Consider the following 19,905-nt stretch of genomic DNA (forward strand, 5'->3'; position numbering starts at 1 on the left):
TGTTTACGAAGTCGATGAATTTTGATTTTTTAATGCGCTGTTCAGGCTCCTGATTGTAATGCCTAGATATGCCGCCATTTCCTCTTTTGAAATTTCAATTCCATGTTTTTTCTGCAACTCCATCAGCTTCGCTAAACTATATTCTGTTGTGTACAATTGCTGGTAAGAAGCACGGCTCGAAGTATTGACAATGCGTTCAGCATAAACATCCAGCAACAAATTGTTTAAACCGATGTCATTTTTAAGCAAATCCGTAAAATACGGTATGGCAATGGCGTATACGGTTACATTTGTCATCGCTTCTACATTACATAAGCAAGGGATTTTACGGATCAATTCAATTTCGCCTATAATTTCACCTTCGCCCAGAAATTCAAGAATATATTCATTATCATCGTCCTCTGTAAAAAAGCATTTGGTTAGCCCGCTTTTGATCAGCATAATTTTGGACGTTGTTTCATGCTGTACAAATAGTCTTTCACCTTTTGAAAATGATTTCAGTACGATATCTTCTTTGTGCGGCTGTGCTTTGTAAAGCTGTTCTAAATAGCTTAAAAAGGATTGATTGGTTCGTAACATAGTTTACTCAGGACAAATGTCCTTTACTAATTTATTGTAAATACTGAATTTTGCCGCCAGAAAATTACAAAAAGTAAAATGAATAACAACATAATAACCATAGCATTTGACGCAGACGGCACCCTATGGCTGCTAAGTTTGGAGCGTGATGAATTAATTTTACTTTTTACATTAACTCTGCTTAGTATTTCTAAATTTGCCTTCAGCTAAAATTTGAATCAAATTACCTAAAACCAAACTATGCCTACGCCGATTTCAGAATGCCTGTATTGCCAAAACAATGAAACACTACACCGTTTAATGATTAAAATTGGAGATTTAGAAGTTTCCCAGCTGTTTTTGTTCAAAGAACAATCACATCCTGGCCGGTGTAACGTGGTTTACAAAGACCACGGGGTTGAGTTTCATGAATTGAGTGACGAGCAACGCAATGCATTTATGAAAGATGTTGCCAAAGTAGCGAAAGCTATTGCTACGGCATTTAATCCGGATAAGATTAATTATGGTGCATATGCCGACACCATTTCTCATCTACATATGCATATTGTCCCTAAGTATAAAGATGGCTATGGCTTTGGTGGAGTTTTTGAAATGAACCCGCAAAAAGTAGCACTTTCTGACGCAGAATATGCCGAAGTTGTTGAAAAAATTAAGGGGGTGCTTGATTTTGAAGCATAGCATCCTTCTGCTGAACTGGTGCTATAACAAGTATATAAGAGGAGTATTCCAGGAGTAAAACAGGCCTATAAGTCCTATCGAACCCCTGTTACATTCCTGTTATGTACCTGTTATATCCCTTTCAGTGTGCCAGCTGAACCGAAGGATTTAGCCGCCGTAAGTATGCAGCTAAACCGACCAACAAGCAACAAGATTTTATTGGTTTGTTTTTTTTTGGACAATTTCGTGGGATTTTTTTTATTAAAGCTTAAAGGATACTTTTAAACTCGTAAAAGCATACAGTCAATCTACATATGGAAGAAGTAAGTTTTCATAAACAATTGCATGAACTGAGACGCCAACGAGCTTTTTAACTTGGAAATCCCTATTGTTGTAAAGAGACTGGAGATAATATCCAATACACTAAAGAGCTCTCGACAGTAATACCTTTTGCTTTTGATTGAATATAAAATATTTAAATTATATTGGCTTAGTTAGAGTCCTCTTATGTTTAGATTATTTAAAAAGAAATTAAAAGAACCGGAAACGTTCCAAAACGACCACCCAAAATATGAATTTACTTGGCATGAGATAAATGAACATAATCCGTTTAATAAGCGGATTCTTGATATTAGAAGTTTTACACAACATATTCTTGCTTTCACTAAAGATAAATATGTGGCTGAATTGTTCAATAAGCAAAGGCATAGCATTGGAAAAGAATTGACTAATACTGAAATACCTGAAAGTAAAACTATTAATATTAGCCTTATCTATCCACATAATGGTTCAAAAATCGAAGGCGCTGCTTATAAAGCAAAATGTATGGAGGATAAATGGGATATTTACGGCTGGGACGACATTATTTATTTTACCAGAAGCTGGACAGGGGAAGTTGTCTATAGAGCATTTATCAGTATTTCGGAGAATAATTTTGAAATCAAAAAAATAGAATACATACCTGACGAGTATAATGAGAATGATCAATCCCTTGTGGTAAATAATGTTCACTTCCTGATTAAGACACTTGCCTTTAATGCCATTTATCCTCATAAAGTCCCTACGGTTTTAATAAATGACAAAGACATAGCTCTATATTCGTTTAGTCTGTTTGGTCATAATTGTTGGTATGCGACTTATGACGACATCCTTGATGTAACAGTAAAAACTAGTTAATAAATCCATAGAGAATTAGCCTGTCATAACAATAAGAATTATTAAGATAAGGTAATGATTATGTTCGTAATGAGATTTAAAGCATTGAACTCAAAAAACAAAAAAGCCTTTAAATCTTGCGATCTAAAGGCTTTTTTGGTTGTGTCGGGGTGGCAGGATTCGAACCTACGACCTCCTGCTCCCAAAGCAGGCGCGATACCGGGCTACGCTACACCCCGAACTGGTATCTGTTTTTACTGGTCAATATTAAACTACTTTTCCAAGTAATTGATGTCGTCCTGGCAGAACAATTTTCGAACCATTTCTTGCATGATCTTAAAAAGTTAGCCTCGATATAATAATTTATTAATATTCGATTTTTTTGACTGGCACAAATGTACGTTAATTTAGATACTATTAAAATAATTAATTCAGTTTTTATCTAACAAGTTGTTTTTCAATTCAATATTTTATCGGCTGGAAGTTTTTGTTAGCTAGTTACTTCCAAAAGTGGATTATAAAAGAAGAAAATACAAATAAGCCGATGGTTAGAGGATGCAAGGACATCGTAAAAACCAGCAGAATGATCACCGCCCCCTCTGCTATAGCTTCCAGAAAATGGAAGGAATAGGAAGTCGAGGGAGAAAGATATCCCTAAGAAAATCGGCCTTGCCCGCAAGCCTGCTTTGAATTTTATTTCGCAGCAGACTTTTGGGGATAAGCAGGTAAAAAACTAAAAAAAAGATACCTGCGATTATGAAATAACGGCCAATGGTAAGGAGAAAGGCTCAGCTAATGGATTCTAATAGATGGTTCATGGTTATTTACGTTTTCTACGGATTAGCAAAATTAAACCAATCAGGAAGAGCGCTCCGGGAATGACAAAATAATACAAGATCTGAATCGTTTCCGCATTCGTTTTAGTCATCGTTAAACTGTTGTCTCTAGACGCTGGCCGACTCACCTCTACCGGAAATTCCCCGTAGGAAAACCAGCGAAAAACACTCAGGATTAAGGTGGTATTGTAGGCTTGCAAATTGTTTCTATTTAGTTCTGCATTGCTAAAAAAGTCAGCATCAGAACTGACAACGATTCGTTGTTCTTTATGATTTACTTTTCTCGTCAGCATCAATGCTGTTGGAAAGCTCCCCTGCTGGTCGCCATTCATTGGTTCAAATGTCAATGCTGCCGAATCCAGTACAAACTTACCTTTTTTGATCCAACTGGTCTGGGCATTGCTCATCAACAGTGGATGTACATCGAAAGATTTGTTTTTAACATAGTCTAAGGCAGCTACACCTGGCATAGATACGACCCCGGCATATTGATAAAAGGCTTGCAAGCTTTGATCCATGGCTACTGCACCGGCTGCAAAATTCGGAGTAACCAGGTCATAAGAATAATCTCTGCTGCGTTGAAGAATCGTTCCCTTTAACATTTGAACACCCAGCGAATCCAATAAAGGATTGATCACATTTTGCTTACCTGGCTCTCCGGCAATCATTAAATTTCCGCCTTCAGCGATGTATTTTTGTAACTTTGCTTTGGCTGCAGCCGTATATTCCACCCTGGGATCGGCAATGACCAGAGCCGAAATACCCTTTGGAATCTCCCCATGTTCTAAAGAAACGCTGTCCACATCAAATCCCTGGTTAATGAGCGAACTTCTTGAATATTTGTTGTTGAAAAGCACTTTATAATCCCGGTCACCCAGCTTGTCCATGCTACGCTGATAACCATCCGTTGCAAAGACCACTTTAGGCACAGTGACAGTCAGGCGTTTCAAAGCAGCTGCAATTTCTGCCTCTCCCGGCCAGAATTCTGCATCGGGAGACGGAAAGGTCCTTAAAAAGGTCGTTTTCCCTTTATACTTCAACTGCATCACCAAACGGGCACTCTCGCCACGTAAATCGATTTGCTTTTTGATCTCCTGTGGATTCATAAAATCCAAAATATCAATACCCATGATATTTGAGGCCATGTTCACATATTTTTTGAAACTCATTTTCTGCTCAATCAAAAAAGGTGTGATTCCTGGAACAGAGTCATAATAGTACACCCATTTGAGGTTAATATTGGGTTTAAAACGCAAATAGGGTTCCCAACGGGCAATATTTGCAATGCGCTCAGCTGGTGCCACTCTAGTATAAGAATCATCCAGTCCATTGATATATGCAGTTACTTCTACCGGATCTTCGCCCATATCCTTAAGAATCTTCTGGGAACTTTTGGTAATGGTATTCGTCTTGGTTGCCGTGGCATCGTAATAGGCAATCATCGGCTGCCGGGAACTGAGATAGGCAATGGTTAAACACAACAATAGAATAGCTATATATCGAAAAGCTTGTTGTGTTACCGTTTTGGATTGTCTTTCCAATGCTAATTTGGTAATGGTAAAAGTCAGGAACATCCCCGTGATCAGCACATAATAAATCACGTCCCTGGTATTCAATAAACCTTCCAGCATGCGTTCCGTACGACTTGGCATAGAAAGACTATGCGTCAGGTCACGGATAAAATCAAGGTCTTGCCCTATTGTTCCAATATAATTCATAACCGCCAGCATCACAAAGGTACTGATGGCGGCCACTGCCTGGTAAGTCGTTAAACTGGAAACAAAAATCCCGATGGCAGCATAAGCGCTCATCAGCAGGAAAATTGCCAGTAAAGCCACCAAAATGTGGGGATAATCAAAATGAGGAATATATAAAGCGCCAAGGAGTACAAACAAAACCAATAAGCCAATGATCATCAGGTTATAGATCAGCATGGCTGCAAATTTCCCATAAATCACCTGGCTTAACTTTACCGGTGAGGAATAAAGCAATTTAATGCTTCCGCTGCTGGTTTCCCTGCTGATGATACCCATGGTAATCAGTGGGATGTACAGGTAGATAGTTTTTAATATTCCTGCTAAAACTCCCTGACCTGGCTTCGTAAATAGGGTGCTCGTTAAAAAACTGAGCCCGGGTATACCTGCCAGAGATGGCAGCACCGGCATAGCAGCCATGCTCAATTGCACAAACATTGCAATGAGTAACAACCAGGCAATGGGTGAATAAAATAGCAGGCTGAGCTCCAGCCTGGCTATCTGTATGATTTTCTTCATGTTTTTAAAATCTAGGGTTAGTTTTTTCCGGCATCAATACCAGCCTTACATAGTTGTTGTCCTGGATATAGGTTACTGCTGCGTGCTGAACGGATGCAGTGGTTACCTTTTTAATTGCATTGTCATGATCCAAAAGCTGGACCAGGGGCTCCCTATTCATCACCTGAGCGGCCAGGTAATCCAGCCAGAACTGATTATTGGTTAACGCGGTTTGCAATTGTATCCTGCTGGAGGCTTTAAATTTCTCCAGGTTTTCAACAGAAGGACCATTGCGCCTCAGTTTGTTCAGTTCATCCTGTGCGGAAGCAATAAGCGGTTCTACATGCTCAGGTCCGCAATCAAAAGAAATAACCAGTGCAAATCGGCTCTTCGGATACTTACTCAGGCTCATCTGAACATCTGGCGTGTAAGTCCCCCCTTCCTGATCCCGAAGCCTCTTGGTTATGTTGATTTTCAGGGCGTCGGCAATGGCGTTCATCTGAAGGGTGTTTTCATAATTGAAATCGAAATTGCCTGAATACGTTAGAATGACCCTTGATTTCTGTGCCGTACCTTTATAAATGGTTTTTGAAATCCGGCCTGGAGGAACGTTCATACCCAGATCGAGGATCGCTTCTTTTTTACCTGTGGCGGGTAAGGAGCCCAGGTATTTCTCCAGTAAAGGTTTTACCTTTTCCAGATCCAGGTTGCCTACAAAAAAGAAACTGAAACCTGAAGCATCCGAAAAACGTTCCCTGTAGATTTCATATGCCCGGTCCAGACGGATCGCGTTCAGGCTCTGGATCGTTTGAGGCTTTTTACGGGCGTGGTAGTTTCCTAAGACCAGATTTACTGTATCCACAAATACCTCATTGGGGCTGTTTGTTTTATTGATCAAATCTGATTTAGACCTGCTCATTAAGGTATTGAACGCATTTTCATCCTTGCGGGGTTCTGTAAAATAAGCGTTGAGGAGTTCAAGTGTGGTTGACAAATCTTCTTGGGTTGTAGCCCCATTAAATCCCTGATAAGTGTCGCCAATAAATGGGCTAACCTGTACCTGTTTGCCGGTTAACAATTTACCCAATTGCTCGGACCCATAGTTACCAGCTCCCGAATTCGTGATGATTTTAGCGGCATTGATGGCATTTTGGTAATCTGCATCCGGATATAAAGAAGCTCCTCCTTCCGCAAATCCCTTAAAGATAATCTGGTCGTTCTGGAAGTTTGTTTTCTTCAGGAAAACCTTTAGGCCATTACTCAAGGTGACCTGTTGTACACCGACCTTTTCAAAATTTTCAACAGTAGTGATCTTGCCCGGGCTTAATGATTGCTTCAACAAAGGGAGATCCTGCGCCTCATCTACAAATGGATCTAAAGGTTGCACATAAACTGCGGCTATCCAGCTCAGCACACTGGCCTCGTCTGGTAGAAAAGCCTTATTTTCCGGGGCAGATTTCACAATGATGTCACGATCAGTATCCTTGAAATAAGATTTCAGCAGGTCATTGATTTCAGTTAGCGTTATATCTGGAAGGAACTGACTGACCAGTTCATTTTCTTTCGCTATACCAGGACTGACATTACCGGTCAGAAAATGCTGCAGGTACGGTTTGATCAGGATTTCTGAAGCCGTTTTGTCTTTTTCTTTCAGGGCATCGGCCATGCCTTGCTGATAACTTTTTTTTACCCGGTCCAGTTCGGTTTGCAAAAAGCCCTGCTCCTGCATTCGCCTCAGTTCCAGCCAAACGCTTTGCAGCGATGGTTGGGTTTCTGCTGGTTTGGTGGTCACATTTATAGAGAAAGCATCGAGCCCACCAGTCAATGAACTAAGGGTAGCAAAGGGAATTTGCCTAAATCTGGCATTCAGCATTTGGGCCAATAGATTTCTCAGTAGATTTTTCCGGTAATCAGCCGTAGTAGCCATAATGGTTTGCTGTTGCTTCATCATAATTTCGATGGAGACTCCTCCCCATTCCGGATCTACAAACTGCATATACTGGTTTTTACCGGTTAATTTCGCACGGTATACTGGGCGCTCTTTCTCCTTTTCTGGATTTTTCAGATCGGAAAACTTCGCTTTGATGTCTTTTTCCATTTGATCAACATCAATATCCCCGACAACGATTAAAGCCTGTAAATCGGGTCGATACCAATCTTTATAAAAACTACGGATCACTTCCGGTGTCACATTCAACAGCACCTCTTCTGTTCCAATCGGCAAACGACTCCCATAACGGGATCCATTGGTATAGATTGGGATACTCTGTTCTTCATAACGCTGTGCCATGCCCTGGCGTACACGTTTCTCTTCAAGGATCACATGACGTTCCCTTTCCACATCTTCAGCTTCGATATTCGCATCCTGCGCCCAATCCCGCATAATCTGTAAGCCACTAGCCAGTAACTCTGGATTATCTGAAGGCAAAGGCAATTGATACACCGTTTCATCTGGCGTGGTATTCGCATTGATGTCTGCACCAAAACGCACTCCGGCTTTCTCCAGGTAATTGGACAGTTCCTTTTTGGGGAAATGTTTGGTTCCGTTGAAACTCATGTGCTCCATAAAATGGGCTACCCCCCTTTGCTGATCGGTTTCCAGGATAGAACCGGCTTTAACCGCCAGGTACATCATCACCCGTTTTTCTGGTGTTTTGTTTTTACGGATGTAATAGGTAAAGCCATTCGGTAATTTCCCTGTTCTCACAGCCGGATCCAGCAACAATGCCTGGGAATCCAGCTGTGTTTTACAGGCCAAAGGGATGCAGAACGCCGCAACTAAAAAAAAACTTAAAATTCTATATTTAAATGTCATGTCAATTGTAAATGAGGTTAGGTTTTACCGGACCATTTGCTTGAATGATCTCCACAATCTTTTCATTCTCGATGATGATCATGCCCTGTCTATCTGTGGTGATACCGTTGGCCAGTGTATACGGATAAGTAGGTACCCCATCTTTCATCACCGTTGGCAGGAAAGAGAATTGTACGTTATCCGAGATTTTACCCAGGGCTTCCCCTACTTCAATGATGTGGGTAGAGACCACAAAGAAACTGTTCGGGTTTTCCGAGAAAGCCTTGGTTACCGCTAAGGTTGCATCATAAGCATCCTTCACATTCGTTCCTTTAAACAGCTCATCAAACAACACATACAAATCCTGCGAGGCATTGACGGCCTGTGCCACCGTCTTGGTGCGCAGTACTTCCGCGTAAAAATGGCTATAGCCCATATCCAGGTTATCCGATACGTTGATTGAAGAGAACAAACCGTCTTTAACCGAAAACTCCATGCGTTTTGCTGCTACCGGGAAGCCCATGTGTGCCAGGTAAACCGCAATCCCCATGGATTTCATAAAGGTCGATTTACCCGCCATATTCGCTCCTGTCAAAAACAGCATGTTTGTATCTTTAGTCAGCTGTAGGTTATTGCTCACCCCTTTTCTCAATCCCGGATGGCGGAAACCTTCCAGATCCAACACCATCTGTTCGGCCGGTAGCGCCTTCGCATAAATAAAATCCTGCTCAGCAGCTACTGCAGCTACCCCAACAAATACGTCCAGTTCATAGATCAGTTTCAACAGGCTTTCCATCTGGCCGATCATCGCGTGGCGGACCACATAATCATTTTTGATCAATTGCATCAAAGAAAACTGTCCTTCAGGCGCGTCCAGCAGGCTTTGCAACCTGGAATCCTGCAATACTTTTAATGCCGTATCCAGCTCTTTCTGATAAACTTCAACACCTTGCTTGTTTTTAAGTTCTTTAAAGAAATCACGGAAAGCCTGTAATACTTCTATCGTTACCGACTGACCAGCCTGTAGCTGCAGCAGTTCAGCATTGTGAAAAAGTACCTGTTTAAACTTCCTGGTGAAAATGCCCCAGGCTACTCTTGGCAAGGCTGCCCCTGCGCCTCCAGCAAGGTAATCTTCCATCGATTCTACTTGTGAACGGATCACCGGGAAAATTACCCGGTGCTGCTGGAAAAATGCAAATGTGGCACTCCGCTGGTTGATCTGTCCTGGTGTTTTCAAGGGCCTGGCAAACATGCCTTCCAGCATCTTTTCCCCACCCCGGGTCTGCAAATGGTTGAACAAACTGTAAATAGATTGCTGTTTGAACTTGCCTTGCAGGTTTAAATCTTCAATGGTCTGTTTATCGGCCAGGAAATCAGCATGTGGTTGTTTGGCTTGCTTTTTATCCTGGATCAGCTCAATCACGCCTTCGTTATTGATGATGATCATCCCATGCCGATCGTCGGTAATCCCTTCAGTCAGGGTATAAGTATAGACAGGTTTGCCGTTTTCCATACGTGTAGGCAGGTAACGGAAAATCATGTTTTTACATTTCTTTTGCAGTACTTCTCCCGCTTCCATGATGTGGGTAGAGATCACAAACAACGAATGCGGCTTGCTGGCAAAAGCTTCCATAATGGCAATCGTACCTTCGTAGGCATCCTTTACGTTCGTACCTCTGAATAGTTCATCAAAAACCACAAACAGGTTTTTACCCGCTCCAAGTTCTACGGCTACCTTTTTTACACGGAGTACCTCGGCATAAAAATGACTGGCACCCATGGCCAGGTTATCCGGTAAATTGATCGTGGTGTACATGCCATCGCAAACCGAGAATTCCATACTTTTTGCGGCGATCGGGAACCCCAGGTGTGCCAGGTACATGGCGATGCTCAGCGATTTCATGAAAGTGGATTTACCACCCATATTGGCGCCCGTCAGGAACACAATATTGCTGTCCGGGGTCATGGTTAAAGAGTTGGCAACCGGTTTATTCAGCAAAGGATGGTAAACACCTTGCAGCTCCAAACGGTTGGCATCACGTTTTAAAGCTGTAGCAAAGCTATAACCTTTTTCCAGGGCAACACCGGCAATGGAAATATAAACATCCAACTGATAGATGTGCTGTAATATTTTTTCCAGCAGTCCCCGCTGCTGGAACCGTAAAATATTGTCGTACTCGACAATCTTCCCGGAAGAGATCTTGCCCTTGCCATGATCGGTAAACAAGAGCTCCAGTTCTTTGGCATTCAACAAGGCCAGAACTTTTTCTACTTCCAGGCCATAAGGATTTCCAGTTACTTTAGCCTGGATCTCCTGCATAAACTTTTTCAATCCCTGCAAAATCTCCATCAGTGCAGTTACACTTTGGGCAGCGGCATTGAAATCAGCCATGCTAAAGCCCTGGTTAGACAACCTGCTGCGCGGGTCGGTATTGCTTAAATAACGTTCAGCTTCTTCAAAGCGGTTGCCCTGCAAGGGGAAAGCGGTTTTACTTTCCAGAAAATACCGCAGCACGGCCACCCGGTCATTGATGGCCTGGTGCTCTGCAAGCGGATTGCGGAACAGCTCCTCCAGCAGGGCCGCACCGCCCTGCGTGAAGGTTTTGTTGAAAATATAGTAGATCGAATCGCTCCCAGATTTGGAGAAGATATTCAAGTCATCGATCGTTTGTTTATCGGTTATAAAGCTCATCTTATTTACGTTTTCTACGAATCAATAGCACCATGCCCAGCAGGACGATGGCCACTGGAATCACCCCACAATACAATACCCGGACAGTTTTAAATCCTACCTTACTCAGCTTTATCGTGTTATCTTTTCCCTCAGGCCGGCTTACATCTACCGGAAACTCATTGTTGGAAAACCAACTGAAAACAGAGATTGCAAAAGATCCGTTAACCGTTTTAATGTTATTCCGGCCCAGTTCTTTATTGCTAAGGAAATCAGCATCGCCAGATACCAGGATCCGTTGGTCTTTGTTGTTAATTTTGCGGGTCAGCATCAATGCTCCAGGAAAAGTGCCATGCTGGTCGCCATTTTTGGCCTCAAAAACCAATGCTGCCGAATCCAGTACAAAAGATCCTTTTTTAATCCAGCTTGTTTTTGCATCGGTCATCAATAGCGGCTCTGTTTTAAAACCAGCCTTCCCCCCATTGCTTAAAGCTGCAACACCAGACATCGATACCACACCCTTTTCTGCGTAAGGCTCTGCTAATGCAGCGCTCATCTGCACGGCATCTTTAGTCAGCCTTGGCGTAACCAGACCATAAGAAAAGTCCCTGCTGCGCTGTACAAGTGTACCAGCTAACATTTGAACACCCAAATCTTCCAGTAATGGATTTATCACAGTTTGTTTACCCGGTTCTCCGTTGACCATCAGGTTTCCACCATCCGCAACATACTTTCTGATTTTAGCGAGTGCCGTTGCACTAAAGGCTACCCTCGGGTCGCCAATGACAAGTACAGCAATTCCCTGAGGGATCTCTTCATTTTCTATAGCAACGCTATCGATATCAAAGCCCTGGTTGATTAAAGAAGTACGATTGATTTTTGTATTCAGCAGCATTTTATAGTCGCGGTCACCAACTTTATCTACACTGCGCTGATAACCATCCATCGCAAACACAATTTTAGGTGGCCTAACCAACAAGCGCTTCAGTCCTGCGGCAATTTCTGGTGCCCCAGGCCAGAATGCCCCATCAGAGAAAGTTCGCAGAAAAGTAGTTCTATCCTTGTATTTCAATTGTATGATCAAACGTCCATTTTCCCCGCGCAAATCCACCAATTTCCGGATCTGCTCAGGCCCGATGAAATCGGCAGTATCCAGGTCTAAACTTTTTGCCCTTTCTTTAAACAGTGTTTTCAAACTTTTCCCAGAATTACTTGCGTGATACTCAGCGCCGGGGATGTTGTCGTAATAATACACCCATTTCAGTTTGATGTTTGATTTAAAGCGCAGGTAAGGTTCCCAACGCGCTATAGAACCTAAACGAAAAAGTGGATCCCCGTAACTATAGGTAGCGTCCATCGCATTGATGTACTCGGTCATTTCAAGCGGTTCATCACCCATGTCCTTTAAGAGCTTCTGAACAGGTTTAACGATGGTGTTTACATCAGTAGCTGTGGCATCGTAATAAGCAATCAAGGGTAGTCGCGAACTGGTATAGGCCACAGCAAGCCCAATAGCCACAATCCACACATAACGGCTAGCCTGGTATAAAAATGGCCTCGAAGTTCTGGCCAGTTCAAGCCTGGCTATGGTAAAAGCCAGGAAAATTCCAGAAATGACGAGGTAATAAATGACATCACGACTGGTCAGCAAACCTGCCACCATCACTTCCGTACGCCTTCCGATATCCAGACTATGGGTCAGGTCACGCACAAAGTCTATCCGTTGCCCATAACCACCGATATAGGTTAAAAAAGTAAGCACCATGAAAGTACTGATCCCGGCTACCACCTGGTAAGTGGTTAAGCTGGACATGAAAATGCCGGCTGCAGCGTAGGCACAAAGTAACAGATAACAGCCCAACAGAGCTACCAGTGGATGTGGATAATCCACATGTTCAATATATAAGGTACCAAATACAAGAAAAAGTCCCATTATACCTATAATCACCAGGTTGTACATCATCATAGAAAGAAACTTTCCAAGAACGATTTCAGTCAGCTTTACCGGTGAAGAATACAATAATTTAATCGTTCCGCTACTGGTTTCCCTGCTGATGATGCCCATGGTCACCAGGGGAGTATATAAAAACAGGCTTTTAAGAATTAAGGCATAAATACCCCCGGGCCCCACAGCTGTGGTCGTAAATAAACGATCGGTAACGAAGGAAATGCCAAAACCAAGTTCCTGCAAGTGCAACAGACTGCGCAAATTAGGAATAAAAGTAAGTATCATTTGCACAAAGAAGACCATGATGAGTAACCAGGCAATCGGAGAATAAAATAGCAGGCTGAGTTCCAGCCTGGCTATCTGTATTATTTTTTTCATCAGTACTTTTTAATTAGAGATCCTGGACAATTGAGCGAAAGTTTCATCTAAAGAGTTCTTCTCCATATTCAGCTCACGCAAGCGCCAGCCTTGTTTTGCACTTTCCAGCACCACCTTTTCAGCAATATTCCGGTCGCCATTAAAGTAAATCCGCAACTGTTTCTCCGTCAGCATTTCTATCCTTACAATGCCTTCAATGGCCATCAAGGCCTCGGCGGGAGGCGCATTTTCCATGATCACCAGCATGCTATGCGGAGCAATATAATTGTCGAAAGCTTCCATGGTGTCTGCAAAGACAATTCTGCCACTTTCAATCATCACAATATCCCGGCACAGGTACTGCACTTCGGTCAGGATATGGGTAGAAAGGATCACGGCACGTTCTGTAGCGATGTCCTTGATCAATGCACGCACTTCCAGGATCTGGTTTGGATCAAGGCCATTGGTCGGCTCATCAAACACCACCAGTTTGGGGTGGTGAATGATGGCTTGTGCAATCCCTACCCTTTGTTTGTATCCGCCGGATAAGTTCTTGATTAATCTTTTGTTGATGTGCGTCAATCCGCAACGCGCTTTCACTTCTTCCAGCGCTTTTTTCAGCTGGCTTTTTTCTACAGAACGCAGAATTGCTGTGTGTACCAGATATTCATCCACCGTTAAGTCCATATATAGCGGTGGGGTTTGTGGTAAAAAGCCAATTTCCTGTTTGGCCAGTTCAGGTTGTTTGGCCAGGTTAATACCATTGATGACCACCTCTCCGGTAGTTGGTGTCAGTACCCCGCAAAGAATGTTCATGGTAGTTGATTTACCAGCTCCATTAGAGCCCAGCAATCCTAGAATTCCACTGCGTGGAATCTCTAAATTAATGTCGCGTATAGCCCAGCTGGTACTATAACGGTGCGACAGCCCGCTAATACGAACGATTGGTTCCATATTTATTGGTTTAAATGGTGTATTCGAGAAGAAAGTCTGTAAAGCCTTATTTGTTAAAAATCATAGATCTTCAATACCCCCTGGGCATCAGCAGTGCCAGCAGCATTTGGGAGTCCTATTAAGGCAAGTGTATAATTGTGGTACCGCCAGGGATTATCCGTAAGAACAGCTCCCACACCGGGCAAAGGATAACTGGCCACAAGATCACCTGTGGCCTGGTCAAAAAATTCAACCAGCAAATCACCTACCTTTGAAGTAGCAGCTACCGGAAGATATGTAGTAAAGCTTTTATAAGCTAGATTATTGCTCATGACCACCGTGTTCAAACCCTGACCCGAAATTTTCACCTGTAAAGGGCCACTTCCAGCTGATAAGTTGATCAATCTCAAACCAACCAGGCTATCTTTCACCGAATAAAAAGGTGGCTTGTCATTAACCACAAAGTGTTCTGGATGGCTTTGAGTCCCGGTTAAAAACAAGGTGGTAATTTCCCCACCTTTTGGATTCAGGCTAAGCTGATACAAGGGCTTATCTCCTGTTAAAACAGGAGATTTATAAAATGCCATTGGCTGTTCTCCAGCAGTAACAGATAAACGGGTATTCGGATCATATACGCCGTAATACAGCGCTAATCCTCCAGTAATGGATTCGTCCGTTGATTTTCCGCTTAAATCAGCTAGCATAAACCGGTTGCCCGGTAAGGCATTGATGATCGTTAGGGAAGTCACATTTTCCGGACTCAATTCCTTTTTACAAGAAACAGCTACGGATAAACATAAACAGGCCGATATAAAGAGTAAGCTCATTTTTTTCATAACATTCAAATTGCTAATGATGTAGTTGTTATTAATAATTTGGGTTTTGGGTCAGGAAATGATCTTTCCGAATCTCCTCAATAGGAATGGGATACAGTAATTGGTAACTTCCTTTCCAGGGTTGCTTTTGCGGAATAGCTGAAAGCACTTCCTCAGCTTTACCTGTCCTTTTCAGGTCCATCCAACGGTGTCCCCATTCCATAAAAAGCTCTGTCTGTCTTTCTTTAGCAACCGCTGCAAGCACCTGTTCTTTAGTTAGTGTTTTAGACAGTTCTCCTAAGCCTGCACGTCTTCTGATCACATTGAGATCATCAATGGCTGATCCTGTTTGTCCGCCAATTGCCGCAGCTTCAGCACGAATCAAGTATTGTTCGGCAAGCCGCAGCACCATGTAATACTCAGTTGGCTCAACCTGGGGCTTAGTCCCAATTACGCGGTTATCAGCACCTGTTTTATATTTAGAGGCATACATATAGTAGGTGCCGCTACCTTTAGGAAATTCAACACGATTTACCCAGGCAGATCTTCGCAAATCTCCAGGTTCAAAAGCGTTCAGCAAATTGGTTGAAAGCCCGGAATTAACTCCTGAAGTAGCATTTGGTAAGGAATTATACCCTTCCCGTGTTGCAGTTCCAAGATCTGGGGTTGCACTATTTTGCTGTAACTGCCAGATGGCCTCCAAGCTGTTTTTTAAAAACACTCGATTCAAATCGGTCGTTTCCAACTGGTAAAGTGCCGTTTGCCCAATAACCTCTGTAGCCGCATTAACGGCCTCAGTATTGTTGCCTGTAAAGAGGTAAACCCTGGCCAGCATCGCTTTAGCCCCCCATTTATTGACCCGGATACGCTCCCCTGCGGCAGTAGCATAATCTGCAGGTAAGCCCTTGATTGCGTCGAGCAGGTCATTGATAATTTGCTGATAAACAACTGCAACAGCCGCCCTGGGTAGATTTACGGTTTGATTAAAATCAATAGTGAGAGATAATGGAACATCGCCATAATTATTGATTAAATAGAAGTAACTAAATGCACGGATAAATTTGGCTTCTGCTGCAAGTTCTACTCTTGTTTTTGTGCGTAAGTCCGGCGATGTTGAAGCAGCTATTCCTTCTATGATCGCATTGGCACCATAAATTGCCTGATAAGCAGATGCCCATATGCCATCCTGGACACCCGCAGTCAGGGAATTGGAACCATAAGGGTCTTCACCTATACCAAAGAAGGTTATTTCATCCGCAGAACTGGCATTAAATATGGTAACTTGTCCATTGCTAAAACCATTAGCTCCCAATTTCGCATTAGCCTTATCTAAGCCGTTGATCATCGCAGACAATACACCCGCCATGGCACTTTGCGCCTGAGCATCGTTGGTAAATACTTTAACTGTAGTTAAGGTATCTTTTGGCTCCGGGATTTCTACCAGCTTATTACAGGAAAATAGGAAGAGGACTGATAGCAGCAGCAAACTCCTCGTGGTATAAAAATATAGATTACACATAGTCGAATATTTAAAGTGTCAGTGAAAAACCTGCAACAAATACTTTAGCTGTCGGAATGGTACCAAAGCTTTGCGTAGTGGGATCCAAACCTTCATACCTGGTCCAGGTCCATACATTTTGTGCACGTATATAAATATTAATTCGCTTATTCTTCAGTAGCTTTTCTGGTAAAGTATAATCTAAGGAGACATTATTCAATCGCAGATAAGAAGCATCAGTATAGGCCAGATCAGAATTCCCAATATTTGAATTGCTGGCCAAATAACGAGTGGTAAAAAGCGCGTATTTAGCCTGTTGGCCTGGTTGCGACCAATGGTTATTATAAATCTCTAAAGGAATATTGCTCATGGAACCAACAATACTACCATAAGAGCTGTTCAGTCCCATTTGGTTCCGATATTCAAAAAACATACTGAGTCCCCAATTTTTGTACTTGAAGTTATTCCCTAAGCCTCCAGAAAATTTAGGATCCATATTGATGGTAATATACCGATCATCTGATCCCGTACCTGGTTTTTGATCACCAGTTCCAGTTATAGTTCCATCGTGATTGTAATCTTCATAGGAATATTGGCCATTCAGCGGATTGATACCCGTATAATGCAGCAAATACTTAGCATTAAGCGGCTTACCTATAAAATATTGAAGTGCATAGGGAGAATGTTCAATATCAGGATAATCCACTAAAATATTTTTATTGACTGAACCACTCATATTTAGAGACCAGCTAAAATCTTTCCTGGTGATCAGTTTAGCACTTAGACTAAATTCCCAACCGCTATTTTGAATATTAGCGGGCCAGTTGGCTGTAACTGAGGGAAATCCACTAAAGATGGGTGTATCGTAGTCTGTGAGTTGATTGTTACAGCTATTGCGGTAATAGGCAGCTTCAAAATTAATTTTATCATTTAAAAAACTAAGGCTCAGCCCTCCTTCCAGTTTTTTATTCACTTGCCAGCGGTAATCTGGATTTACCGCATGTAAACTGACCAATGGCGTGACACCGTTGTAAGAAAGTATGGCTGAGCCCTCTATTGCACTAGACCACTGGGTAAGGTATTGGTAATCACCAACACCATCACTTCCTGTAATTCCATAACTTCCTCTTAATTTTACAAAACTCACAAAAGCAGGAAGTATGCTTTTGATCCAGGCTTCCTGTGATACAATCCATGCTACACCTACGGCTCCGAAATTACCATATTGTTTTCCCGGGCCAAAACGGGATGAGCCATCCCGCCTACCACTGATGTTCACAATATATTTATCCTCCCAGCTGTAGTTAAGGCGGCCAAACAGGGCTGCATATTTGTATTTCCCGGATTTATCTTTAATCTGAGTGATGGGGGCAAGTCCGATAGCACCTAACAAATTGTCATCCGTATAACCGTAACCAAAAATATAGTTGGAATTAGAAACAGTAGATTGTAATGTAGCCCCAAGCAATGCCGTAAATTTGCCTTTTCCAATTTCTGTTTTGTAATTGACTTGTGGCTCCACAATCCAGTTTCGATTGTTATTGACAGCATTGCTTGCACTCCCTACCGGATCAAATACGGGGTTTTGTGAGGCAATAGTTGAAACCGAGCCGAGCGCATTCTGGCTGTTGTTAAAGCCCAAACTGGTGCTGACTTCAACCCCCCTAAGCAGTTCGTATGCCAGGTTTAGATTGACCATAGTGAGATAAGTCTCCGAATTTTGTATGCTTTTTAATCCGCCGAACGGATAAGAAAAGGGAAGCCCTGCGTCATTCCATTCCTGGTAATTCAGTCCGCCATCACTGTTGTAAATAGGAGGTGCATTGGGCGGCAACAAAACGGCACTAGGCGTAGCAACACTATTGACATCTGTATAAGTATAGTTAATGCCTAAATCTGTTTTAAATTTCCGGTTTAAAGAATAATTCGTCAGGCCAAATTTTAATCCAGCCTGTTTGTTCGCTCCGGTTGTAGTCAGGATTTCCGTTTGACGGGTATAATTTCCACTGATACGAAACTGCGTATTTTCAGTTCCTCCTGACATGCCAATCGACGCATTAGTCATTTGCCCTGTGCCTCCCCACAATTCCTTTTGCCAATTGGTATACCTGGTCGTGTCCCAAACCGTCAAATCTGGTGCATTAAGGGCAGTAGGTACAATACCATCATTTTTAAAGGCTTCTCTCCTCATTTGCAGGTATTGCTGTGTGTTAAGCATGTCCCAATAACGGCTTACTTTACTGACTCCCTGAGAAACATTTGCTGTAACGGATGTAGCTCCTATTTTTCCTTTTTTTGTTGTGATCAAAATTACGCCATTGGCACCACGTGAGCCATAAATTGCCGTAGCATCTGCATCTTTTAACACCTCAATGCTCTCAATGTCTCCCGGGTTGATGTTATACAGCGGACTTTGCCCGCCTGTCACACTGGGAATACCGTTCTGTATGACACCAGTAGACCCTCCTTCGTAACTAGAAAATCCACCAATTTCCAAATAGGTTAAAGGTACACCGTCAATGATGTATAATGGATCAGAAGTAAATTTAGAATTGATGGTACTACGTCCGCGAATTTCCACTTTGACTACGCCACTGGCATAACCACTGGTCGGCGAAACCACCATACCTGGTACCCTTCCTTGTAAAGCCAATAAGGGGTTCATCACCGGCTGTTTCTCTATATCTTCTGCAGTAACTTTAGAAATATTACCTGTTGCCATCCTCCGGTCTGTTTTACCATAACCCTGAACAATGGTTTCATCCAGATAAGATACTGAAGGTTCCAGTGCTACAGTAAGAAAATAACTCCCGGCGATTTTCCTGATGTTAACACCTTTAGTGGAAAAACTCTCTCCGTTCTCCATTTCCTGAATTTCACTGAGTCTGACCTGCACCGAATCAAAACCCACAAAGCTGAAGGTAATAACCGCATTCCGATCCAGTTTCGAGAGTTTAAACTCACCTTTATTATTCGTCCCCGTCCCCACTCTCTTGTTCCTGATCTTAATGGATACCCCGCTTAGCGGTTCATTGGTTTTCTTGTTAACCACCTGGCCATTCAGCTCCATATCCTCAGCAAAAATAGCAGCCACTCGGTCCAGAACACCTTTATTCCGCTCCCGGATCATAATCAGTTTATCCTCAATTTCATAACTTAAAGGCTGGTCTTTCAACAACACATCCATCACCATCTTTACATCCAAATTCTTAAAGTCTGCATTGACCCTTAAAGATCCATTCACCATCTGGTTAGAATATAATACCTTAAAGCCAGTCTGTTTTTTGATTTCTTGAAATACCTGATCTAAGGTAGTTCCCTGTTTTACATAAGTTATCCGCTGAGCCAGGCCAGAAGCACTCAGCTGCAGTAAAAAGGTCGTCATGATAATTATGATCATCTTCATAATT

11 protein-coding genes and 1 tRNA gene are annotated in these 19,905 nt (G+C 42.5%); 2 read left to right on the forward strand and 10 right to left on the reverse strand.

Going from position 1 to position 19,905, the window contains the following annotated elements:
• Positions 1 to 3 precede the first annotated feature (3 nt).
• Positions 4 to 579, reverse strand: a complete 576-nt coding sequence (locus IM797_RS04460) for a Crp/Fnr family transcriptional regulator (protein ID WP_194125878.1) — start codon at positions 577 to 579, stop codon at positions 4 to 6.
• A 240-nt stretch (positions 580 to 819) separates the two neighbouring features.
• Between IM797_RS04460 and IM797_RS04465 the strand changes: the two genes are divergently transcribed.
• Both IM797_RS04465 and IM797_RS04470 read left to right on the forward strand, forming a co-directional pair.
• Entirely contained in the window at positions 820 to 1,257 is a 438-nt protein-coding gene (locus IM797_RS04465; protein WP_194125879.1) for an HIT family protein, read from the forward strand.
• A gap of 486 nt (positions 1,258 to 1,743) precedes the next feature.
• Positions 1,744 to 2,412 (forward strand): hypothetical protein, encoded by a 669-nt coding sequence (locus IM797_RS04470; RefSeq protein ID WP_194125880.1) that lies wholly within the window; start codon positions 1,744 to 1,746, stop codon positions 2,410 to 2,412.
• 144 nt (positions 2,413 to 2,556) lie between these two features.
• Here the strand turns inward: IM797_RS04470 and IM797_RS04475 are convergent.
• The 9 genes from IM797_RS04475 to IM797_RS04515 form a co-directional block, all read right to left on the reverse strand.
• A tRNA-Pro gene (locus IM797_RS04475) sits at positions 2,557 to 2,630 on the reverse strand.
• Between the two features lie 581 nt (positions 2,631 to 3,211).
• Positions 3,212 to 5,500: a Gldg family protein gene (locus IM797_RS04480; RefSeq protein WP_194125881.1), complete on the reverse strand. Its 2,289-nt coding sequence runs from the start codon at positions 5,498 to 5,500 to the stop codon at positions 3,212 to 3,214.
• A gap of 4 nt (positions 5,501 to 5,504) precedes the next feature.
• Entirely contained in the window at positions 5,505 to 8,294 is a 2,790-nt protein-coding gene (locus tag IM797_RS04485) for a pitrilysin family protein (RefSeq protein WP_194125882.1), read from the reverse strand.
• 1 nt (position 8,295) lies between these two features.
• The gene (locus IM797_RS28305) at positions 8,296 to 10,965 is read right to left on the reverse strand and encodes a hypothetical protein (protein WP_228098707.1); all 2,670 of its coding nucleotides are present in this window, start codon (positions 10,963 to 10,965) and stop codon (positions 8,296 to 8,298) included.
• A 1-nt stretch (position 10,966) separates the two neighbouring features.
• Complete coding sequence (locus tag IM797_RS04495) at positions 10,967 to 13,270, reverse strand: Gldg family protein (RefSeq protein WP_194125883.1); 2,304 nt, start codon at positions 13,268 to 13,270, stop codon at positions 10,967 to 10,969.
• A 9-nt stretch (positions 13,271 to 13,279) separates the two neighbouring features.
• Positions 13,280 to 14,203: an ABC transporter ATP-binding protein gene (locus IM797_RS04500; protein WP_194125884.1), complete on the reverse strand. Its 924-nt coding sequence runs from the start codon at positions 14,201 to 14,203 to the stop codon at positions 13,280 to 13,282.
• Between the two features lie 53 nt (positions 14,204 to 14,256).
• The gene (locus IM797_RS04505; protein WP_194125885.1) at positions 14,257 to 15,009 is read right to left on the reverse strand and encodes a DUF4397 domain-containing protein; all 753 of its coding nucleotides are present in this window, start codon (positions 15,007 to 15,009) and stop codon (positions 14,257 to 14,259) included.
• A gap of 40 nt (positions 15,010 to 15,049) precedes the next feature.
• Positions 15,050 to 16,516 carry a RagB/SusD family nutrient uptake outer membrane protein gene (locus tag IM797_RS04510; RefSeq protein WP_194125886.1) on the reverse strand — a complete coding sequence of 489 codons (1,467 nt, stop codon included), beginning with the start codon at positions 16,514 to 16,516 and terminating at the stop codon, positions 15,050 to 15,052.
• 10 nt (positions 16,517 to 16,526) lie between these two features.
• Positions 16,527 to 19,901, reverse strand: coding sequence for a SusC/RagA family TonB-linked outer membrane protein (locus IM797_RS04515; protein ID WP_194125887.1), 3,375 nt, complete (start codon positions 19,899 to 19,901; stop codon positions 16,527 to 16,529).
• Positions 19,902 to 19,905 lie beyond the last annotated feature (4 nt).

The sequence above is a fragment of the Pedobacter sp. MC2016-24 genome, assembly GCF_015223055.1.
Classification (GTDB): domain Bacteria; phylum Bacteroidota; class Bacteroidia; order Sphingobacteriales; family Sphingobacteriaceae; genus Pedobacter.

Excerpts from the sequence above, each read along its gene's own strand:
- IM797_RS04510 (WP_194125886.1), bottom strand. The coding sequence starts at position 16,516 with ATGTGTAATCTATATTTTTATACCACGAGGAGTTTGCTGCTGCTATCA.
- IM797_RS04460 (WP_194125878.1), bottom strand. The coding sequence starts at position 579 with ATGTTACGAACCAATCAATCCTTTTTAAGCTATTTAGAACAGCTTTAC.
- IM797_RS04495 (WP_194125883.1), bottom strand. The coding sequence starts at position 13,270 with ATGAAAAAAATAATACAGATAGCCAGGCTGGAACTCAGCCTGCTATTT.
- IM797_RS04470 (WP_194125880.1), top strand. The coding sequence starts at position 1,744 with ATGTTTAGATTATTTAAAAAGAAATTAAAAGAACCGGAAACGTTCCAA.
- IM797_RS04505 (WP_194125885.1), bottom strand. The coding sequence starts at position 15,009 with ATGAGCTTACTCTTTATATCGGCCTGTTTATGTTTATCCGTAGCTGTT.
- IM797_RS04515 (WP_194125887.1), bottom strand. The coding sequence starts at position 19,901 with ATGAAGATGATCATAATTATCATGACGACCTTTTTACTGCAGCTGAGT.
- IM797_RS04465 (WP_194125879.1), top strand. The coding sequence starts at position 820 with ATGCCTACGCCGATTTCAGAATGCCTGTATTGCCAAAACAATGAAACA.
- IM797_RS04500 (WP_194125884.1), bottom strand. The coding sequence starts at position 14,203 with ATGGAACCAATCGTTCGTATTAGCGGGCTGTCGCACCGTTATAGTACC.
- IM797_RS04480 (WP_194125881.1), bottom strand. The coding sequence starts at position 5,500 with ATGAAGAAAATCATACAGATAGCCAGGCTGGAGCTCAGCCTGCTATTT.
- IM797_RS04485 (WP_194125882.1), bottom strand. The coding sequence starts at position 8,294 with ATGACATTTAAATATAGAATTTTAAGTTTTTTTTTAGTTGCGGCGTTC.
- IM797_RS28305 (WP_228098707.1), bottom strand. The coding sequence starts at position 10,965 with ATGAGCTTTATAACCGATAAACAAACGATCGATGACTTGAATATCTTC.